General features: G+C 49.3%; 18 protein-coding genes. 5 read left to right on the top strand and 13 right to left on the bottom strand.

The window, feature by feature from the left end; genetic code table 11:
• Positions 1-5: 5 nt before the first annotated feature.
• The gene (locus tag ACZ50P_RS03855; protein WP_464133578.1) at positions 6-563 is read left to right on the top strand and encodes a hypothetical protein; all 558 of its coding nucleotides are present in this window, start codon (positions 6-8) and stop codon (positions 561-563) included.
• A 10-nt stretch (positions 564-573) separates the two neighbouring features.
• On the opposite strand, the gene ACZ50P_RS03850 is transcribed toward ACZ50P_RS03855, so the two are convergent.
• Genes ACZ50P_RS03850 through ACZ50P_RS03840 form a run of 3 tightly spaced genes read right to left on the bottom strand, consistent with a single transcriptional unit; the run spans position 574 to position 3,977 of the window.
• Positions 574-2,349: a pyridoxal phosphate-dependent decarboxylase family protein gene (locus ACZ50P_RS03850; RefSeq protein ID WP_464133576.1), complete on the bottom strand. Its 1,776-nt coding sequence runs from the start codon at positions 2,347-2,349 to the stop codon at positions 574-576.
• 24 nt (positions 2,350-2,373) lie between these two features.
• On the bottom strand, positions 2,374-2,976 hold the full coding sequence (locus ACZ50P_RS03845) for a hypothetical protein (protein WP_464133574.1): 603 nt from the start codon (positions 2,974-2,976) through the stop codon (positions 2,374-2,376).
• 26 nt (positions 2,977-3,002) lie between these two features.
• Positions 3,003-3,977 carry a DUF438 domain-containing protein gene (locus ACZ50P_RS03840; RefSeq protein ID WP_464135174.1) on the bottom strand — a complete coding sequence of 325 codons (975 nt, stop codon included), beginning with the start codon at positions 3,975-3,977 and terminating at the stop codon, positions 3,003-3,005.
• 222 nt (positions 3,978-4,199) lie between these two features.
• Here ACZ50P_RS03840 and ACZ50P_RS03835 point away from each other — a divergent pair, with 222 nt between their 5' ends.
• Positions 4,200-5,060 carry a S1 family peptidase gene (locus ACZ50P_RS03835; protein ID WP_464133571.1) on the top strand — a complete coding sequence of 287 codons (861 nt, stop codon included), beginning with the start codon at positions 4,200-4,202 and terminating at the stop codon, positions 5,058-5,060.
• Between the two features lie 101 nt (positions 5,061-5,161).
• On the opposite strand, the gene ACZ50P_RS03830 is transcribed toward ACZ50P_RS03835, so the two are convergent.
• Positions 5,162-5,959 (bottom strand): hypothetical protein, encoded by a 798-nt coding sequence (locus ACZ50P_RS03830; protein WP_464133569.1) that lies wholly within the window; start codon positions 5,957-5,959, stop codon positions 5,162-5,164.
• Positions 5,960-6,170: 211 nt separating this feature from the next.
• On the opposite strand from ACZ50P_RS03830, the gene ACZ50P_RS03825 reads away from it, so the two are divergent.
• The gene (locus tag ACZ50P_RS03825; RefSeq protein ID WP_464133567.1) at positions 6,171-6,974 is read left to right on the top strand and encodes a protein-glutamine glutaminase family protein; all 804 of its coding nucleotides are present in this window, start codon (positions 6,171-6,173) and stop codon (positions 6,972-6,974) included.
• Between the two features lie 12 nt (positions 6,975-6,986).
• Here ACZ50P_RS03825 and ACZ50P_RS03820 read toward each other — a convergent pair whose 3' ends face one another.
• A complete protein-coding gene (locus tag ACZ50P_RS03820) occupies positions 6,987-7,538 on the bottom strand; it encodes a hypothetical protein (protein WP_464118119.1) in 552 nt (183 codons plus the stop codon).
• Between the two features lie 163 nt (positions 7,539-7,701).
• Between ACZ50P_RS03820 and ACZ50P_RS03815 the strand changes: the two genes are divergently transcribed.
• The gene (locus ACZ50P_RS03815) at positions 7,702-8,571 is read left to right on the top strand and encodes a DUF72 domain-containing protein (protein WP_464133566.1); all 870 of its coding nucleotides are present in this window, start codon (positions 7,702-7,704) and stop codon (positions 8,569-8,571) included.
• On the opposite strand, the gene ACZ50P_RS03810 is transcribed toward ACZ50P_RS03815, so the two are convergent.
• From ACZ50P_RS03810 to ACZ50P_RS03800, 3 genes are all read right to left on the bottom strand, one after another.
• Positions 8,568-8,930, bottom strand: a complete 363-nt coding sequence (locus ACZ50P_RS03810) for a 4a-hydroxytetrahydrobiopterin dehydratase (RefSeq protein WP_464133563.1) — start codon at positions 8,928-8,930, stop codon at positions 8,568-8,570. The genes ACZ50P_RS03815 and ACZ50P_RS03810 overlap by 4 nt on opposite strands.
• 178 nt (positions 8,931-9,108) lie before the next feature.
• Positions 9,109-10,539, bottom strand: a complete 1,431-nt coding sequence (locus ACZ50P_RS03805; protein WP_464133561.1) for a L,D-transpeptidase family protein — start codon at positions 10,537-10,539, stop codon at positions 9,109-9,111.
• A 184-nt stretch (positions 10,540-10,723) separates the two neighbouring features.
• Positions 10,724-11,053 (bottom strand): DUF1904 domain-containing protein, encoded by a 330-nt coding sequence (locus ACZ50P_RS03800; protein ID WP_464133558.1) that lies wholly within the window; start codon positions 11,051-11,053, stop codon positions 10,724-10,726.
• Between the two features lie 144 nt (positions 11,054-11,197).
• Here ACZ50P_RS03800 and ACZ50P_RS03795 point away from each other — a divergent pair, with 144 nt between their 5' ends.
• Entirely contained in the window at positions 11,198-12,289 is a 1,092-nt protein-coding gene (locus tag ACZ50P_RS03795; protein WP_464118124.1) for an OmpA family protein, read from the top strand.
• A gap of 54 nt (positions 12,290-12,343) precedes the next feature.
• Here ACZ50P_RS03795 and ACZ50P_RS03790 read toward each other — a convergent pair whose 3' ends face one another.
• The 5 genes from ACZ50P_RS03790 to ACZ50P_RS03770 form a co-directional block, all read right to left on the bottom strand.
• On the bottom strand, positions 12,344-12,655 hold the full coding sequence (locus ACZ50P_RS03790; protein ID WP_464133556.1) for a hypothetical protein: 312 nt from the start codon (positions 12,653-12,655) through the stop codon (positions 12,344-12,346).
• The gene (locus ACZ50P_RS03785) at positions 12,652-13,140 is read right to left on the bottom strand and encodes an RNA polymerase sigma factor (RefSeq protein ID WP_464133553.1); all 489 of its coding nucleotides are present in this window, start codon (positions 13,138-13,140) and stop codon (positions 12,652-12,654) included. Before ACZ50P_RS03785 ends, ACZ50P_RS03790 begins: the two co-directional genes overlap by 4 nt.
• 7 nt (positions 13,141-13,147) lie before the next feature.
• Positions 13,148-13,582, bottom strand: coding sequence for a Spy/CpxP family protein refolding chaperone (locus ACZ50P_RS03780; RefSeq protein ID WP_464133551.1), 435 nt, complete (start codon positions 13,580-13,582; stop codon positions 13,148-13,150).
• Positions 13,583-13,651: 69 nt separating this feature from the next.
• Positions 13,652-14,284 (bottom strand): pyroglutamyl-peptidase I, encoded by a 633-nt coding sequence (locus ACZ50P_RS03775; RefSeq protein ID WP_464133548.1) that lies wholly within the window; start codon positions 14,282-14,284, stop codon positions 13,652-13,654.
• On the bottom strand, positions 14,284-16,014 hold the full coding sequence (locus tag ACZ50P_RS03770; protein ID WP_464133546.1) for a hypothetical protein: 1,731 nt from the start codon (positions 16,012-16,014) through the stop codon (positions 14,284-14,286). Before ACZ50P_RS03770 ends, ACZ50P_RS03775 begins: the two co-directional genes overlap by 1 nt.
• Positions 16,015-16,145 lie beyond the last annotated feature (131 nt).

The following is a 16,145-nucleotide window of genomic DNA, read 5'->3' as shown; positions in this document are numbered from 1 at the left end:
GGGAAATGGAAATGTGTCATCTGACTTACAGTTACACTTTTACCCCGAGAGCCTATCAGGTGATGGCAGCCTGTGGCTTAGATTTGACTCAAGGACCCGACGACAATGGATTGCTGGTTTGTGATCTGTGGCTCAACTCTCAAACGGGCCTTTTTTGTTCACGCTTTATCGAGATCATCGATGAACGACATCTTCCGCAGCATGAACCTCGCAAAGAATTTCCACTTTGGCCTGACTTTGCGCAAAACCTGCTCCAGCCCGTGCCGAAGCATTCCCCTCATTTTACCCTTGAAGGTTTTTTAGTTGAGGATCAGGTTGCTGCAAAAGAACGGATTTCCCGTCTTGACCTACCCGCCTCCGTCTATTTTCGGAATCGGGAAACAGCACTGGAACAGCAACTAAGTTATAAAAAAATATCCCCTTACTGGGCGCTGTTGATCCGTCCCCTGACAACCCACGCCCGGCCCCCTCTATCCAACGACATAAGCGCCATTCGATGGGACGGCCAGGAGGCTCTGTGGCTTCAGCTGGAAACAACATGTTGGGATATCATTATTACTTGAACTAAGGGCCTTAACTCCGGTCGAGCGCTTTCAGGCGTTCTCGCAAAGAACTGACGAAAAGATTTTGAAAATCCACGTTCATCTCTTTGGTCTTAAAGAACGGATTCATAATACAGATTCGAGCCAGAACCAGCTCCTCCGAATCCATTTTCCCCTGCCACGAACTGACAAAACTTTCAAAGTACTTCGCATAACATTTTTTATAGATTTTCGTCTTCGAGATGAAAAAGTCACTTTCTTTGTCAGCGGCGAAAGATTCAAAAAGGCGCAGGGTTCTTTTGTTCACCTCTTGCAGAGAGTCTCCAGGCTTTGCCACACAGAACCCCAGTAGATTGGCATCCCCGCTGGGAGCCACGCGAAGATTCGGAACTTCAGAGCGCAGCCGATCCTCCAGCTCTTTTCGCAGGCGAATGGTGCGTGCGATCAGACGCCCATAGCCTTCCTGGGAAAAACCTACACATTGGGCCGTCATCCAGGTCGCCACCGCTCCGGCGGCGGACCGAGATCCTTCTAAAGTAAAAGGTCCTTTGTCTTTGTTGACAGCAAAGTTCACATACGGCGCACCGAAGGATCGTTGGAAGTAGTCCCTTTCATCCGCGGCAATAAAGGCCCCCGAAGAATAGGGCACATACCCCAGCTTGTGAGGATCAATGGTCACCGAAGTCACGCGTCCCATGGCCTCAACCGCTTTTAAACTCTGTGATGACAACACACTGCTGACTTCTGAGTTCTTTCCCCGTAAAGAACACAGGAAGCCGCCATAGGCCGCATCCACGTGATGCCATATGTGCCAGCCTTCCACCTGACGATACATGTCCAGAAGCTCTTGAATTTCGTGGATGGGGTCGACCATCCCCAGTTCCGTCGTTCCCAGGACGGAAACCACCATCAAGATCGGCCGGTCCTCGCGCTGAGCGCGCTGAATTTGTGCCGTTAAACTTCGCAAATCCAGATGCCCGCGAGAATCCAACTGAACAGGCCAAAGAGCCTCGGCCCCCAGGCCAAAAATATTGGCTGATTTGGTCCAGGAATAATGTTTGTGCTCAGGAATTAAAAGAACAGGACCAAGGAAATCGCGCCCGATTTTTTGGGAAATTGCACGAGCTGCAACAAAGGGATTGCCCTCAAAAGGGTTCAGTCTTTCCGCAGAAACTTTGACGGCCTCCGAGATCTCTTTATAACTTCGATACCCCATCGAGGCACTGGCAAAAGCGGAACAGCAGCCCTGCTCCAGCCCCGCGACCATCCAGCTGTAACAGCGAGTCCGGGCGCGATAGACGGCCTCAAAATTTGCGATGGTTCCCCCGGAAGTGAAGTGACCAACTGCTTTTTCCAGACCCATCATCTGGGACAAGGCCGCAATCGCCTCCTCTTCAATCGAAACACCGACCCAAGAGGATTCACCTGAGATGTTATTTGGATTATGCAACAATGTCAGGATATGACCAAACAATGCCGGCAAAGAGGTCTCGGAAAACATGTGCCCAATGTAGCGCGGGGAAAATTTGGGAATCTCTCGTTCAAAGCGTGATGCCAGTTCTTGCAGGACATCGGCTGTGTGCTGGCGACGTTTTATGTAATCGGCGGACTCCATGTCACTGCGGGAAACCGCCTGACCGTCCCCAGGTCGAAATCGGCGACGCCAGTCAAACCAGGAATTTAGAAGTGTGTTTATCTGCGTGGCAACCCACTGACTGTTTTCTGCCTGTGGCCCCAGAAAAAGCCCCTTTAAGGCGGCTTCCTCGGACAGGCATAACGGCACGATTTCTTCGAGTTGGTGTTTCATAGATGCCCACCTTAGCAAAATCCCTTACTTCTGGAATCCAACGCCCGGGTGGATTATTCGAACACTCAAGACCTTGTCAGCCTCCAGCACAATTCTTCGAATCTTCATTCGCCAGATCTCTTGAAAGGACAGATCTGACAGATCCCCCTTCAGATCAACGGTGGAGGAATCATAAAAGATCTCTACCTTTTTCCCGGTACCCAAATGTGTGAATCGGTATGTGCCCGGAGAAAGATCCGGAACCTGATAGGAAAGAAGTCCCCGACGTACAAAGTTCCCCTGAATGCCACCAAAACCACTTTTTTCCCAGGCGCCGAAAATCATTGAAAACACATTCGATATAGGTCCGGTCGCCCCCCGGTCCACGGAAGAACCCAGCTCCACGGACACCTGACCGCGAACCAACACCCCTGTTTCAGGAAAAAGCTCGCGGACCGCACGCTGAGAAATTACAAAGGCCCCGACCATCGAAGGACAGGCATGTCCGGCAAACCGCACCACATCCAAGAGTGAAATTGGAAAAGCGTGCTCCTCTGGATCCGCCTTAAGAAAGTGAGCAAAGGGCTCATGCACCGGAATTTTCAGCTGCTTCATGTCCTCTGCTGTCATCATGATTCTGTCTTCCATATGGCCCCCTGCTTAAAACGACAATGCTATTGGTCCCAGCTCAACAGTCTTTTTTCGCCCTGAATTTTCTGAATGTCCGTGATGTCCTGGGACATCTCCAAAACACCTTTATATTTCTTTTCTTTATCGCGAACCGCAAAGTATCTGATATGAATGGTGCGGCCCTTAAACTGAATCCAAAACTCCGCTTCATCCTTACGACCGGCTTTGAACTCTTCCAGAATACGCAAAACCGTATCCACACTTTTCGGAGGATGACAGAAACGCACTTCACGACCGATCACCCCGGCACTGCGCGGAAAGACCCGCTCCTCTCCCCGGTTGTAAAAGGCCACTTTGTCGTTTTCATCGACAAAGGTCACATCCACAGGAAGGAACTTTAAAATCAGATTGATCTGCTCTAAGTTCAACACTCCTTCATCCATTTTAAGTTTGGAGACATCCGGAAATTCTACGGCCGCCGTCCGGGATCTTTCTGCAATTGACTCTGTTGCTGGTGCCGTCGTCGCACGGCGATCCCGATCCACCCAGCCGATTTCTTCATCCCCGGTGGTCATCGCGGCCCAGTCTTCCGGTTGCAAAAGCTGAAGAGCATTCGGAAACAGTCGGTTTTCCTCGACATGGATCATGTGATGCATATTCTCAATCAGAAGACGAACGCTTTCGCTCAGGCTTTTGATTTCTTTGTTGTCTATCTGCCCGCGGATTGTACGAAGGATATCACGAATGCTGTCATGGAAAGACCACATCCCCTGACTGGGACCAAACCATCCCCGCTTTTCCAGATAAGGAAATAACTGGTTTTCTTTACGTGCATAGCGCTTTTCAATTTCACATACATGATTAAAGACATTCACGAATTTTTGAAAGTCCTGATGTGGTGGAGACATTTGCAGCTCCACCAGAAGTCTTTTGATAAACTCATTTTCTTCGAAGTAAACCCGTAAAGAGTGGCTTTCTGGAAGTCCTGTAATGTAATCGGGAAGTTTTGGATAATGCATCGGACGAACCTCTATCTCTGCGGATAGATTAGCTCTAATGATCACCTGTCTCATTGATTCAGATCATTTTTCTAACACTTCTGCCTGCAGAAGGCGGTCCGTACCCGACTATTCAAACACAGGGCCCAAAGACCTCGTAAAAGTCTGGAAAAATATTCAGAACCCAGCTAGGCCCTGAACATTTCGTGTGAAGTCTTTCCCGGATTCGAATAAGACGATGTCATGTCACGTCGCGGTCTTTATCTTATTTTGATCCCTATCCTTGCCTTAACCGCCTGCCAACCAGCGAAGCAACCGCTAAACACAGAGGCAGCCCACCCCCAAGCCATCATTGGGGGAACCCCCGCAGCTTTGGGGGAGTTCCCTTTTACGGTGAATATCTGGTTTAATGATCCCAAAGAAAACTATGTCTCCCATCACTGCGGTGGCAGTTTGATTGATTCCCGTTGGGTGCTAACAGCCGCTCACTGCGTTTTAGAAGATGAATCTGAAACCCGTCAGCGTCTAGTTGCACCAGGAAAACTAAGACTGTTTATCGGTGGTATCGAACAATCCGGACGTGACGGTCGCGAACTGAAGGTCCGCTCCATTCAAACCCACCCTGAATTTGTCTGGCCTCGGGTTGATATTGCCCTGATCGAATTGGCGGAAGCGGTGACCGACATCACTCCGATCGCCTTAAACGAAGAGGATCTGGGAAACTCCACTGCCAACGTCTTTCTGGCTGGCTGGGGTCTGACGGACACTGAGGGCCACAAAGACAGTGCCTGGTTGCAAAAGCTTAAAGCGCCGCTATTACCTCGCTCACAGTGTGCTCTGGATGACTTCCCCAAAAAACGAGGTTATGAGCTGGGTCCAGAAACACTCTGCATTGAAACCCACCAACATCAAAAGTCCACCTGTCCAGGCGACAGTGGCGGGCCCATGTTCCTTGAACAGAACGGCCGGTATGTGCAGGTCGGCGTGGTCAGTTGGGGTTCCGCGTGCTCTGGTTTCCGGGCCCAGGGGTCTTCAGTGGCTGGTTATGCTGCTGTTTCCTATGCCCTGCCTTGGATCAAGAGGGTTCTTGCTCGCAGCAAATAATGCACAAAAAAGTTCACAGCTTAAACTGCGTCGTTGATCGAGAAGATCCCCGAAAAGAAAAAAGCCCTCTTCTCTAAGAGGGCTTGGAATTTACCGTAAGACTATGGGGCTTCTTCAGCTTTTTGATTCACAAACCACGTGGCGAAGCCATCTAATGACTCCACAACCTTGGCAAGAACACTGTAGGTCTCTTGATCCTCGCTCAAAAGCTTTTCAATCAGCTCTTTCATCCCTGTCTGATCAGATTCAAATCCTTTGTATTTGGGATTGATTGCAACTTGAATCGAGCCCCGCGCACCACCGGTGGAAATGCGCAAAGCTGCCTGAATAGAACGAACCTCCACGTCCTCCACTTTCATGTCTGCTGGCAGTTTTTCCATGTCGATGGTCGCATTCATGCGCATGCTGACTGATTTCAAATGGCCCTGCTGGTCCTTCTGGACATCTTCCATGGCGATATCCAACACCGCCGCTTCGCCATACTTTTTGATATAGTCGGCGGCAAGTTCTTCGGCCAGTTGATCAAGCTCTTCACCAAACTGATCCAGAGTCTCTTGACCGAAGGCTTTTTTCAGATCTGTTTGCATTAACAGATCCGCCGTTGCCATCGGGGCGGTACCATCACCATACTGGTACTTCGCATTTTCAATGGTCAACGCCAGGTTGTTCTCCGGACCTTTCTTCGTGATGGCAACTTTCACACCAAAATCCAAAGCACGCACATCATCCACCAAAAGATCCGTGAACTGCAGATCCATCGAGGTGGTTTGATTGTTGTAGGGCGCAGTAATGGCGGAAACTCGTTTATTAACTTCTTCCTTTGTAATAAGGCCAGCGGCAACCGCCAGGGAAGATCCGACCAACAAGAAAGACAAAGTTTTTTGAATCAATGGTTTCACTGCATATCTCCTTTTTTAGGAAATCAGCTTTAGGGAAGACCCACCCCAGAGTCAAAGACCCAAGAATTAAATAAATTCAATCTGCCGCAGTTGAGACCTTGCCTTCCCGTCAAGGGGAGAGCCTTTTTGTTTACCCTGTCAAAAGCTTTAACACCTCAGAAGCCTTAAGGTGCATCCCCGTCGGGCATGGCTCTTGGATACAAAGATTCTTATGCCTCAAAAACCAACTCAAAGCAGTTTTCTTACAAAGCGGCAAAGTCGTCGGGGAAAGTTCCTTGTCGTCGTCGCATTGCTTCTGGGGACCCACTTTGCCCAGGCAAAAAATGAACACTCCTGGGATAAGATCGATTATCGGGAAAATCTTTACTTTACACGAGACCAAGAAATCGCCCGCGGCGAGAACGTGGCCCAAAAGAATGCCGACCTGCTTGAGGAAATTAAGAACTTCCGTCCCACTTCCAACGGCCGCGCAGAAGGTGTCACCTTCGCACAGGCACAAAAGATTTTATCTATGATCAGTAAGAATGAAATCACCGGTTCTCGCGGTGACAGGAAATATGATCCTGATGGTTCTCGAGGATTCTGCTTCGGACGGGCTTTGTATGCCCATCTGGAGCTTCTTCGTCATGGAGTCGACGCCGCCTCAATCAAAAAAGTCTTCATCGTGGGACCGATGAAGGCCGGTGGTATTAATTGGCAGTTTCATGTCGCCACGATCGTCAGAGCCAAAGACAAAGATGGCTGGTATGCACTGGATACGGTCGTGGGTGAACCCGTTCTTTTGGATCAATGGCTGGCCCGGTTCTTAGGCTTTTCCTCGGACAAAAAGCTTCGCATGTACATCACCCGGGCTGCCAAGATTGGCCCCAGCTCATGGGAATACAACAAGCTCCCTGGCGGGCTCTTTGACCCGTTCTATAATGAATACTTCAAAGACATGTTTGAAATGTTCCGCAAACAGCCGGTTAAGGCCGAGGACAAGTTCGTCCTTCGCTGCTCCAGGATTTTCTCCTAAAAAAAGGCCCCGCTATTGCGAGGCTTTTTGTTTTTGGGCCGTCAACTCCATCTGGCAGACTTTCACTTTGGTCTCGTACTCATCCTGGCGCTTTTCCAGCGTGGCCTTGTAGCCGCGGAAACGGTTCATACGATCTTTCAGGAACTCCTCTGAAACCCCGACGATGCGCTTTTTATCCTCAACACCAATAGAGGAAAAATCCTCATCCGGAGTCACGTATTCCCGGGATTCTGTCCAGCGAACCTTGCCATCTCCACCGTTCTTAATGTCTCCGAGTTGAACCCGGCAGTCGCGCAAAACTCCGTACAAACCGCGGTTGTCCAGATAACGGGGACCACCAAAAACATTGGCCTCCAGATTATACACATCCAGTTCCAAACGACGCAGTTCTTCATTCATGGCGACTTTGCGCTGATAAACCATATCACCATCTTTGACGCCGACAACAGAGTCCCCACGGACTGGAGCTGACATATCCACCTTCGTATCAACATCTTTGGCCTTATGTTGAGACGCACATCCAACAAGAGACAGGGCAACAAAAGCAAAAACTATAGACCGCATATTTTCCTCCACATGGGTTTGGAAAGCTTAGAATCCTCATTTTAAAACGTCAAATTTTTGCGTTTAATGCAGGACTGCAAGACCCATTTCAGACGGATTGTTTCTTACTTCGAAATGCTCATTGAAATTATCATCCATCATGCGATGAGCTATTACTTGAAGAATGGAAATTCGTATAGGTACGTCCGGCTGGGTTTATCCGCCCTGGCGAAAAACTTTCTACCCTGAGGACCTTCCACAAAAGAAGGAGCTCTTCCATGCCAGTCGTCACCTGACCTCGCTGGAAATCAATGGATCCTTTTACTCCTATCAAAAGCCGTCAACCTATCAGCACTGGTATGAGGAAACTCCGCCGAATTTTATCTTCTCGGTGAAGGGGCCTCAGTATATCACCCACATCAACCGACTGAAGAATGTCGAAGACTCTCTATGTAACTTTATGGCCTCGGGTGTCTTGCTTTTAAAAGAAAAGCTGGGCTGCATTCTTTGGCAGCTGCCCCCCAATTTTGTTTTTAACGAGGAAAAAAGCCAACGTCTGGAATCCTTCTTCCGCGGACTGCCAAAAACTTTCTCTGAGGCCGCAAGACTTGCGAAAAAGTCCAAACGTTTCACCGCGACTTATACCCAAGAGATCGTCGAGTCCACCCAACCCTTACGTCATGCCCTGGAGGTCCGTCACCACAGTTTTGAAAGTCCAGCTTTCATTGAGCTTCTGCGCAAGTACCGAGTGGCCCTGGTCTTTGCCGAAACGGCGGGCAAGTGGCCTTACATGGAAGACATCACTAGTGATTTTTTGTACTTGCGCCTGCACGGGGATGAAACATTCTATAAGGATGGCTACGACTCGGAGGCTTTGAAGTTTTGGGCACAAAGACTGAACAAATGGGCGCATCACCAACGGCCAAGCCATTGGCAGAATGTGGTCAATAGCATGTCTTTCCCTGAAGTTAAGATCGCCTTTGTCTATTTCGACAACGACCTAAAGATCAAAGCTCCTCGGGATGCGCTGCAGTTGCAAAAAATCATGCGCTAATGGGACACTGGCGCGTATTGGCTTGCCGCCACAGCATCTACTTTGGCAGCACAAATAAAATCGTTCTCGGAAAGGCCACCAAATCCCTCATTGACTGAATGCGTGTTAAATTTTACCAGACAGCGATTGTAGGAAATTTCCAATTCAGGATGATGGTCTTCCGCATGTGCAACATAGGCAATGGCATTCACAAAGGCCATTGTTTGATAGTAATTGTTAAAATGGAAGGTCTTGGCAATGTGCGGGCCCATTAAAACCCATCCCTCCAGAATCGCCAGATACTGATCGATCTCTTCAGGAACCAGGGCTTGGTCCACAGGATGACTGCGCTTTCTCAGTAAATCGATTTGACTGATCATGAGGTCTCTCCTTCCAGAATCCTGATTGTCCCTCAGCTCGGAAAGGGTCTCAATTTGTTATTTCCCAAAGGTACTCTTTTGCGGCAACTGTGTTTATGGGATTTAACAACTCTTCGGACAAATAAGAAAGGCCAAGGATATCATCCTTGGCCTTCAGCAGTCATCTGTAAGTGAAATCTTAGCGAACAACCTCAGGGATCACGATATTGCCACGTGCCGCCTGCAGGATTTCCGGAACAGAATTCGTGAAGTCAGGCAGACCACCGATACGAACCGCACCGCCAGTCGCTTTGTAATTCGGATGAGCGTAGTCCACGAAACGACCTTCATCGATCAGGAAGTAGCCACGGAAGTTTGTTTGGCCGTTCTTCGCTTTTTCGTCGATCTCATAGCGGTCACCTGACAAGCCAGAAGAAGCGGACTTCTTATAGTTCAGACCAGCCACTGTCGGATAACGATCCACACGGTATGTCCCTTTTTCAATCAAGTTACCACTGTGAACCGAGATACCCTGCGCACGAATCGTCGCCGCATCCGCCGTCAAACCATTGGACTGAGCCGCGCCGTTCGTCAACAACATCCAATCCCAAGGAAGTGGGATCTGAGCATCACGGTATCTGGACAAGGATGCATCACGAGTCGCCTCACGCGCATAAACACGGTAGATGTCTGTGCCCGGACCCAACAGGTGTCTCATGTAGGCCACGGCCTGATTTTCCAAACGTGTGCAACCGTGAGAACCCGGGTTGCTGAAGAAGTTGATCATCTTCATTCGAGTGATTTCAATGGGCTTGGCACCATCTTTACCCCAGCCAATTGTACCGTGGATCCACTGATAGTTAACTCCACCGTTTTCACCCGCCGGTGTCAACTTGGCAGCATACCAACCAAACGCACCGTGGATGGAGGATTTGCCCTGATCATTTCTCACAGACCACTTTCTTGCACCCATGTACAAACTCATGCTGTCTGTCACTGGACCTGGGATGTCTTTCAAGGACTGCCCTGGAGTATACCAACGCGGATAGAAACCTTTGCCATCCTGATAGAACTTCACCCATTCAGAAATACGAGAATGTCCCACCCAGGTTTTGTAGGCGTTTGGATCATTTTTATCACCCTCTTCAGGACGACCGACCACGGTGTCTGTTTCCATAACCATTTTGTGTGGGCAGCCAGGAGAGGTTGTGCAACGCTCATAGATACGAGTCTTTTCCGTCGCAATATTCTGAATCACGAAATAGCGCGATGTCGGCAAAGTGATTTGCTTATCACTCAGATAGTCCTTGGACACGTAGAATTCAGATGCCAGATAAGGGGACACGGTCGAGGAGCTGATGATTTTCACCTGAACCAGAGGAGAGGCCTCATTTAAAAGATCATAGATCTCCACCACGTCGTTGCGATTTAGTTTTCCAACGATATTGCTGGCCGTTGTGGAGTTGCTGGATCTAACATTCAACATGTCAGTAGAAATGTAGTACTGCTTTCCAACGATCAACTGGCTCTTGCTCACCACCTGCGCCACAGAGTCCTGGGCTCCAGCAAAGCTGCCAGTTAAAACACTCATAAGTACGGCCGCTGCGGCCCCAACTAAAGAAGCTTTCATGTCATCTCCATTCGTTTGCACCTGCCAGTAGAGCAAGAAGCATGTTACAGAGATGGCATCTTGAAAACGAATTTAGAGGGCCTCCGCCCCACTCCCCATGAAAGAAATACCTGACGAAGCTCAATGAAGGCACCTTCAGCCTTCTGAAGAACTGTCCAATCTTTTGACACTTCCTACGGGAGACCTAGAAATGACGGCCGTTTTCGTAATAGGCCTCTTTTGCCAGCACGTGGAAAACTACCACAACATCCTCATAGGGTCCCAGCTGCTTCAGTTGTCGGGTGATGATCCCGGCACATTCATTTTGCACTTCCTGGGGGCGTGCAAACCACAGCACCTCAATAAAAGGATAGGATGCTGTCTCAGCTCCCCCACTGAAAAACTGTGTTTGCACCAGTTCAAAGGTAAAATTGTCCTGAGGTGTGTTCATTGAACGCGCCAATTCGGCGGGCAGGGATTGACTGAGTTTTTGGACGTCTTCTTTCTTAACAGCACGAAATCTTACATGTGGCATTCAACAATTATAGGCTCAACGCCCCTACTTTGGATATATCCAATTCTATTTATCTCGACAAAATAACCTCAATCTTCCTTCAAAAAATTGACCCATAAAACCCAAGATCAATACTGAAGGCGTTCCATAAAAAAGGAGAAGACTATGAAAACGATCATTCTAACAGCTTTGCTTAGTGTCGGCCTGACGGCACAGGCCAACCAAGACTCAGCAACAACGAGTGCATTGGAATTCTCCAAAGAGGAGGCTGAAGTCGCACCTCGCGGAGTTCTTCCGTTCATTGGCCTTGGCGGTGGTTATACGGGCTATGACACCAACGGTGCCGCAGAGGGGACACCATCGACAATTAAACTCTTGGGTTCATGGTATCTGGAAAGTCCCTGGGTCATGGATCTGGGGTATGGTGTGAACAACCAGCAGTTCTCTCAAGCCGGCGACGGCCAGGAAACGGCCATCACCGATGGCGCCCTGGAGTTTGCGGCCCGCTACAGATTTGACAACCGCTGGCAACTGGGTGTGGTTGCTAACCAGCTGTACAATCAAGGGGAAAACTATCTGGCAGACCAGGCCGATGCTCACTTCGTCGGGCTGCAACTGCTCCGAGAGTTCAATATGACGCCAAGCTGGCTGGCCCGCCTGGGTCTGCGTGCCGAGTCCCTGACCAACAATACTGATGGTCTGGTGAATATGTACCTGATCGATTTGCAAATCGGTTGGAACCCCGGCGCTTACAAAACCTCCGTTCGCTCCACTGCGGCAACAGAGCCGGCAGAACCTGCTGAACCTACATACCAGCGAACCGAGCCTGCGCGTCCTGTGGCCGCCATGGAGGCTCCAGAATCCGCCCTTAAAGACGTGAACATGAACATGATTGCCGGTGCTGGCAGTGCGATTCAGTTCCGTTCTTCTCAGTACGCGATCTCTGGCGCCGACCGACGTAAGCTGTCCCAGGTGGCCAAGGTACTGAATGAAAATCCTGACCTGGTTGAAAGAGTGGAGGTTCACGGCTTTGCCGACGCTTCAGGCTCTGAAGAAACCAACCAAAGAATTTCCCAAGCCCGCGCTGATTCCGTGAAAGCTATCATTGAGCGAAATGGTTTCACCAACGTTGAAGCCGTGGGTAAAGGGGCCACCGATTCCACCGGAATCAAGTCCCGTGACCGCAGAGCTGAATTGATATTTGTCGGAGTTAAAGATGAAGAGGCTCTAAGAAGAGCTCTTTCAGAAATTCGTTAAAGTCACCTAGGTCTAAGAATACAAGACGCGGCTTCCTTCGTTGAAGTCGCGTCTTTATTTTTCAGCAAACATTATGACCATCTCTGGATCATAATCCGAATCCACCTCTTTGGCGAAATCCTGCCACTCCTGATACAGATAATCCTCCTCCCCTGAAACCTCAGGAACCGTTACCGGTCGAGGATTTCCAACCATCACCACGACAGCCATGGAGGCCGTCAAAAGAGGTACCAGAACCAGCCAAGCCCCCCTGCGCTTGCGTTTTTTATCTTCAATCTTGCGCCATATGGCTCTGTCCTCTCCCAGAGGACTAGGTGGCACGGGCGAGGCATTTTCTTTCAAAAATATCTTAAGATCGTCGCTCATAGTTTGACTCCTTTCTTTTGCAAAAGGTCATTCATTCTTTGTCGGGCCGTGTTCAGCCGCGACTTCACTGTGCCCTCTGGAATATCCAGGATCGTTGAGATATCCCGCAGCGATTGTTCCTCCAGATAAAATAATACAACCACGACGCGCAGATCAGTTTCCAGGGATCTCAGGACCAGATCCACAATTTCGCGATTAGAAAAGTCCTGCTCCAAGCGCTCTTCAAGATTGTCAGTCTCGACCTCCGCGCTTTTCCTGTTTTTGCGAAGATAATCAACTGCACAATTATAGGTGATTCGGTACAACCAGGTGGAAGCCTCACTGTCCCCGCGAAAGCGATGACGGTTTTCCCAGGCCTTCAGAAAGGCCTCCTGAGTCAGATCATTCAGCACGCCCTCTCCGACCAGACGGAAAAGAAGACCCCGCACTTTTGTTGCATGGGCCTTATAAAACTCGGAAAACTGTTCAGCCTCGTGCAAACTCACAAAAGACCTAATCCTCTTTTGCAGTCTTGCCGAAAAGCTTGGCTTTTTGATCGTCCGTCAGAATATCCCGAGCGTTCAACAATGAATCCAGACGGCTCTTGGACAACTGATTCTTCTTATCCAACATCAACTGATAGGCCTTCGTCACATCCTCTTTTGTTGCACTGGTGCGTAGGGACTCCTTGAACGCCTTGCGGGCCGCCTTCATTTCCTCTCGGATCTTCTCGGACTCCACACGATTTGCCTGTCGAATGGCTTTTAATTTTTCTTTTTGTTCGTCAGTCAGCCCCAGATCCTTCATGTTCTTAGGACTGAAATGCTTTTCCAAGGGAGAAATCTCATCCCCTTTGTGATGACCCCCGCCGTGCCCCTCGCCGCGAGCCCAGGCTGTTCCCGCACTCAAGGTCATGGCCATTGCGACTGCTATTATGAGGTTTTGCATAATGTCTATCCTCCTATTGAAACTTTAGACGAAGCATCTTCAGTAAAGGTTCAGGAAATTCGGTGGCGTTTATTTTGAGATAGGCTTCTCTATAAGAGCTTTGAGGATTAAATGAATCGCTTTCTCCATTTGGTCCAGCTCCATAAACGGCGTCCCGGGCGCCTTGCCTGCTGTCTGCTCGGGTAAATAAGGGACATGGATAAAACAAGCCTGAACGGACAAACCCCGGTCGCGGATGGTCTTTAAGGTCTGGTAGTACAGGTGATTGCAAACATACCCCCCGGCACTCAGGGAGATCTCGGCGGGGAGCTGATTTGCTTCAAGCAGAGCTTTCCACACAGGCAATGGCAAGTCCGTGAAATAGGCACCTTCGGATTGAGATTCAATGACTCCCCTATGGGGGACAAACCCGTCTTCATCAGGGTGTTCGGTTTCAATCCAATTCAGAGCCACCTGCTCTAAAGATATTTTTTTGCGCCCACCAGCTTGCCCCAGCATCAGAACAGCTTCATACCCTTGAAGCCCCAGCTGCCGCACTAACAACGGACTAGCCTGTTGAAAAGACACCGGCAACAGCAAGGTGTCGATCCGATCCTGAAAAGCCAAATCCCTCTTGATTCTTTCAAGAAGGACTTGGCTGGGATTCATGCTTTCTCCCAGAAAGGGCAAAAAGCCGGTGATAAGAATTCTTTTTTCTTTCATTACTCGAAGTGACTTCTCCATGTCATATAGAAGTCGTTACTGTATGTACCATTCAAAGGATGACCTTTGATACGGAATTCCACTTTCGTGTTAAACTCACGGGTCAAGGCCTGTGCTTCAGCATCTGTTCGAGGCACACGAGCCCCCATCTGTTTAAGCTGGGAAATCGGAATCCAATATTCACGAGTGCTGACGCAAGTGCCATTGCCGGACCACGGGCCATTTTCCGCACAGTCACGACCCCCGTTCCAATTGAACAAACGGAAGACAACCTTGGCCTGATTTGAGTTAGAGAAGAAATGCCAGTTCTGACCAATATGCTCGTACTGGGAACTCAGCTTCTTGAAACCCCAGCTCCATGGAAGCTGTTGTTTGGTATCATAGCTATCCACAAACTCAGGACTGTGGGTCAGAACAAAGGTGCGTAGCACGGCCGCTGAAGCCTGTGCACCATAAGAGGAAGAGAAGCCACAGTGATTGCCGTATTTAAGATTCAGGACACCCACTTGTGCGGACTTTTCGTAGACATCATCATGCTCCATCACTTCGGCGTTGATGCCATTATTTACAACCATATCGTCTTTGGAAGCCCAGATCATCAGAGGTGTTTTAACCTCATCCTTCCAGTTCCAGAAGTTGTTGCTTTTCATAAAGGCCGATGGCGTGCTGGCAATCCCACGACGCTGCAATGAAGTGGAGGCCAGTGTTGCAATATAGTCCGGCATGTCTCTGCGATTTGAGGGAATTTTACTGTCGCTGATAAGATCCGGTACATCAGTGACGTAGTTACGGGCCTCTTTGAAATGCTCTTTGGTCATTTTCGCAAAAGCTCGGCCGACGATCTGGGTCCCGTACAGATGATCCAACGTCGGACGCAAACTGATCACCGGGCAAATCGCCGTCACCGAATTATAGACCTTGCCACCATTTGGCAAAAGATACTTGTCATTGTAAGCAGCCCCCAGAACAGCGGCATTGCCGCCCAGGCTGATTCCCATAAAGTGCAGACTGGAAATGCGGTCCTTATGCTCCCACTTCTGAAGCATCCATTTACCCACCTCGATGGCCTCGAAGCCTTCAGACCATCCGCCCAAGGTGACACGTTTGTTCAAATAGATATAGTCCATACCCGTTTGATTCGCCAGCAACAGAACATTAAAAGGAGACTGGTCAAACAAGTGCATCAGATAGCTTTTCATGGAGGCTGTCTGAGCCGCAGAACAGAAGACCCCGCACTTCACGATCACCAAAGGACGTGGGCGAGTATCCTGCTTCAGCGCCAGAATTCCTGGAACTCTTGTTCCATCCGAAAGTTTCACAGTGAATTCTTTCACCTGTGGGTGAGACAGGAAGGGATACTGATACTTGGAAAACTTCAGCAAGCCCAACATTCCGGTCCAAGAACGTTGAGTCAATTCACCTGAACATTTTTTGAAATACGCCCGCGCCACATTGTAGTATTGAGCAGTGGTCAGTTTGCGACCCACCACACTGTCTTCAAAGCGACGAGGATCACAGCCTGGGGAGATCTCTTTCGTACTCAGACCATCGGGCACTTCCTCAAAGAGGCCTTTGGCAGAAGGGACATCCTGACCGGACTCTTTTGCCAGCTCCTGATAGAACTGAGTTTCAAGATCGACTGTTGGAACCTGGGCTTGAGCCAAAGATGCCGCACAAATTGATAACACCGCCATCGTACCGATAAACACGCTGCTAAACTGCGTTGCCATTTTTCTACCTCACGTACTTCGAAAGGCTTATCGGGGGCGGTTTTTAGCTGGTTTAGAAAAAACTCAGATTGTCTAAAGTCTCGACATTTTCCCAAACAATTCCAGAAAGGGGGCAATAATGAAAGGACAGG

This window comes from Bdellovibrio sp. CKG001, assembly GCF_055397465.1.
This window is presented reverse-complemented; position numbering and strand designations above follow the sequence as displayed.

What these genes read in the sequence shown, in the direction of transcription:
- ACZ50P_RS03855 (WP_464133578.1), top strand. Translation starts at nt 6, where the DNA reads ATGGAAATGTGTCATCTGACTTACAGTTACACTTTTACCCCGAGAGCC.
- ACZ50P_RS03850 (WP_464133576.1), bottom strand. Translation starts at nt 2,349, where the DNA reads ATGAAACACCAACTCGAAGAAATCGTGCCGTTATGCCTGTCCGAGGAA.
- ACZ50P_RS03845 (WP_464133574.1), bottom strand. Translation starts at nt 2,976, where the DNA reads ATGGAAGACAGAATCATGATGACAGCAGAGGACATGAAGCAGCTGAAA.
- ACZ50P_RS03840 (WP_464135174.1), bottom strand. Translation starts at nt 3,977, where the DNA reads ATGCATTATCCAAAACTTCCCGATTACATTACAGGACTTCCAGAAAGC.
- ACZ50P_RS03835 (WP_464133571.1), top strand. Translation starts at nt 4,200, where the DNA reads ATGTCACGTCGCGGTCTTTATCTTATTTTGATCCCTATCCTTGCCTTA.
- ACZ50P_RS03825 (WP_464133567.1), top strand. Translation starts at nt 6,171, where the DNA reads ATGCCTCAAAAACCAACTCAAAGCAGTTTTCTTACAAAGCGGCAAAGT.
- ACZ50P_RS03820 (WP_464118119.1), bottom strand. Translation starts at nt 7,538, where the DNA reads ATGCGGTCTATAGTTTTTGCTTTTGTTGCCCTGTCTCTTGTTGGATGT.
- ACZ50P_RS03815 (WP_464133566.1), top strand. Translation starts at nt 7,702, where the DNA reads ATGGAAATTCGTATAGGTACGTCCGGCTGGGTTTATCCGCCCTGGCGA.
- ACZ50P_RS03810 (WP_464133563.1), bottom strand. Translation starts at nt 8,930, where the DNA reads ATGATCAGTCAAATCGATTTACTGAGAAAGCGCAGTCATCCTGTGGAC.
- ACZ50P_RS03805 (WP_464133561.1), bottom strand. Translation starts at nt 10,539, where the DNA reads ATGAAAGCTTCTTTAGTTGGGGCCGCAGCGGCCGTACTTATGAGTGTT.
- ACZ50P_RS03800 (WP_464133558.1), bottom strand. Translation starts at nt 11,053, where the DNA reads ATGCCACATGTAAGATTTCGTGCTGTTAAGAAAGAAGACGTCCAAAAA.
- ACZ50P_RS03795 (WP_464118124.1), top strand. Translation starts at nt 11,198, where the DNA reads ATGAAAACGATCATTCTAACAGCTTTGCTTAGTGTCGGCCTGACGGCA.
- ACZ50P_RS03790 (WP_464133556.1), bottom strand. Translation starts at nt 12,655, where the DNA reads ATGAGCGACGATCTTAAGATATTTTTGAAAGAAAATGCCTCGCCCGTG.
- ACZ50P_RS03780 (WP_464133551.1), bottom strand. Translation starts at nt 13,582, where the DNA reads ATGCAAAACCTCATAATAGCAGTCGCAATGGCCATGACCTTGAGTGCG.
- ACZ50P_RS03775 (WP_464133548.1), bottom strand. Translation starts at nt 14,284, where the DNA reads ATGAAAGAAAAAAGAATTCTTATCACCGGCTTTTTGCCCTTTCTGGGA.
- ACZ50P_RS03770 (WP_464133546.1), bottom strand. Translation starts at nt 16,014, where the DNA reads ATGGCAACGCAGTTTAGCAGCGTGTTTATCGGTACGATGGCGGTGTTA.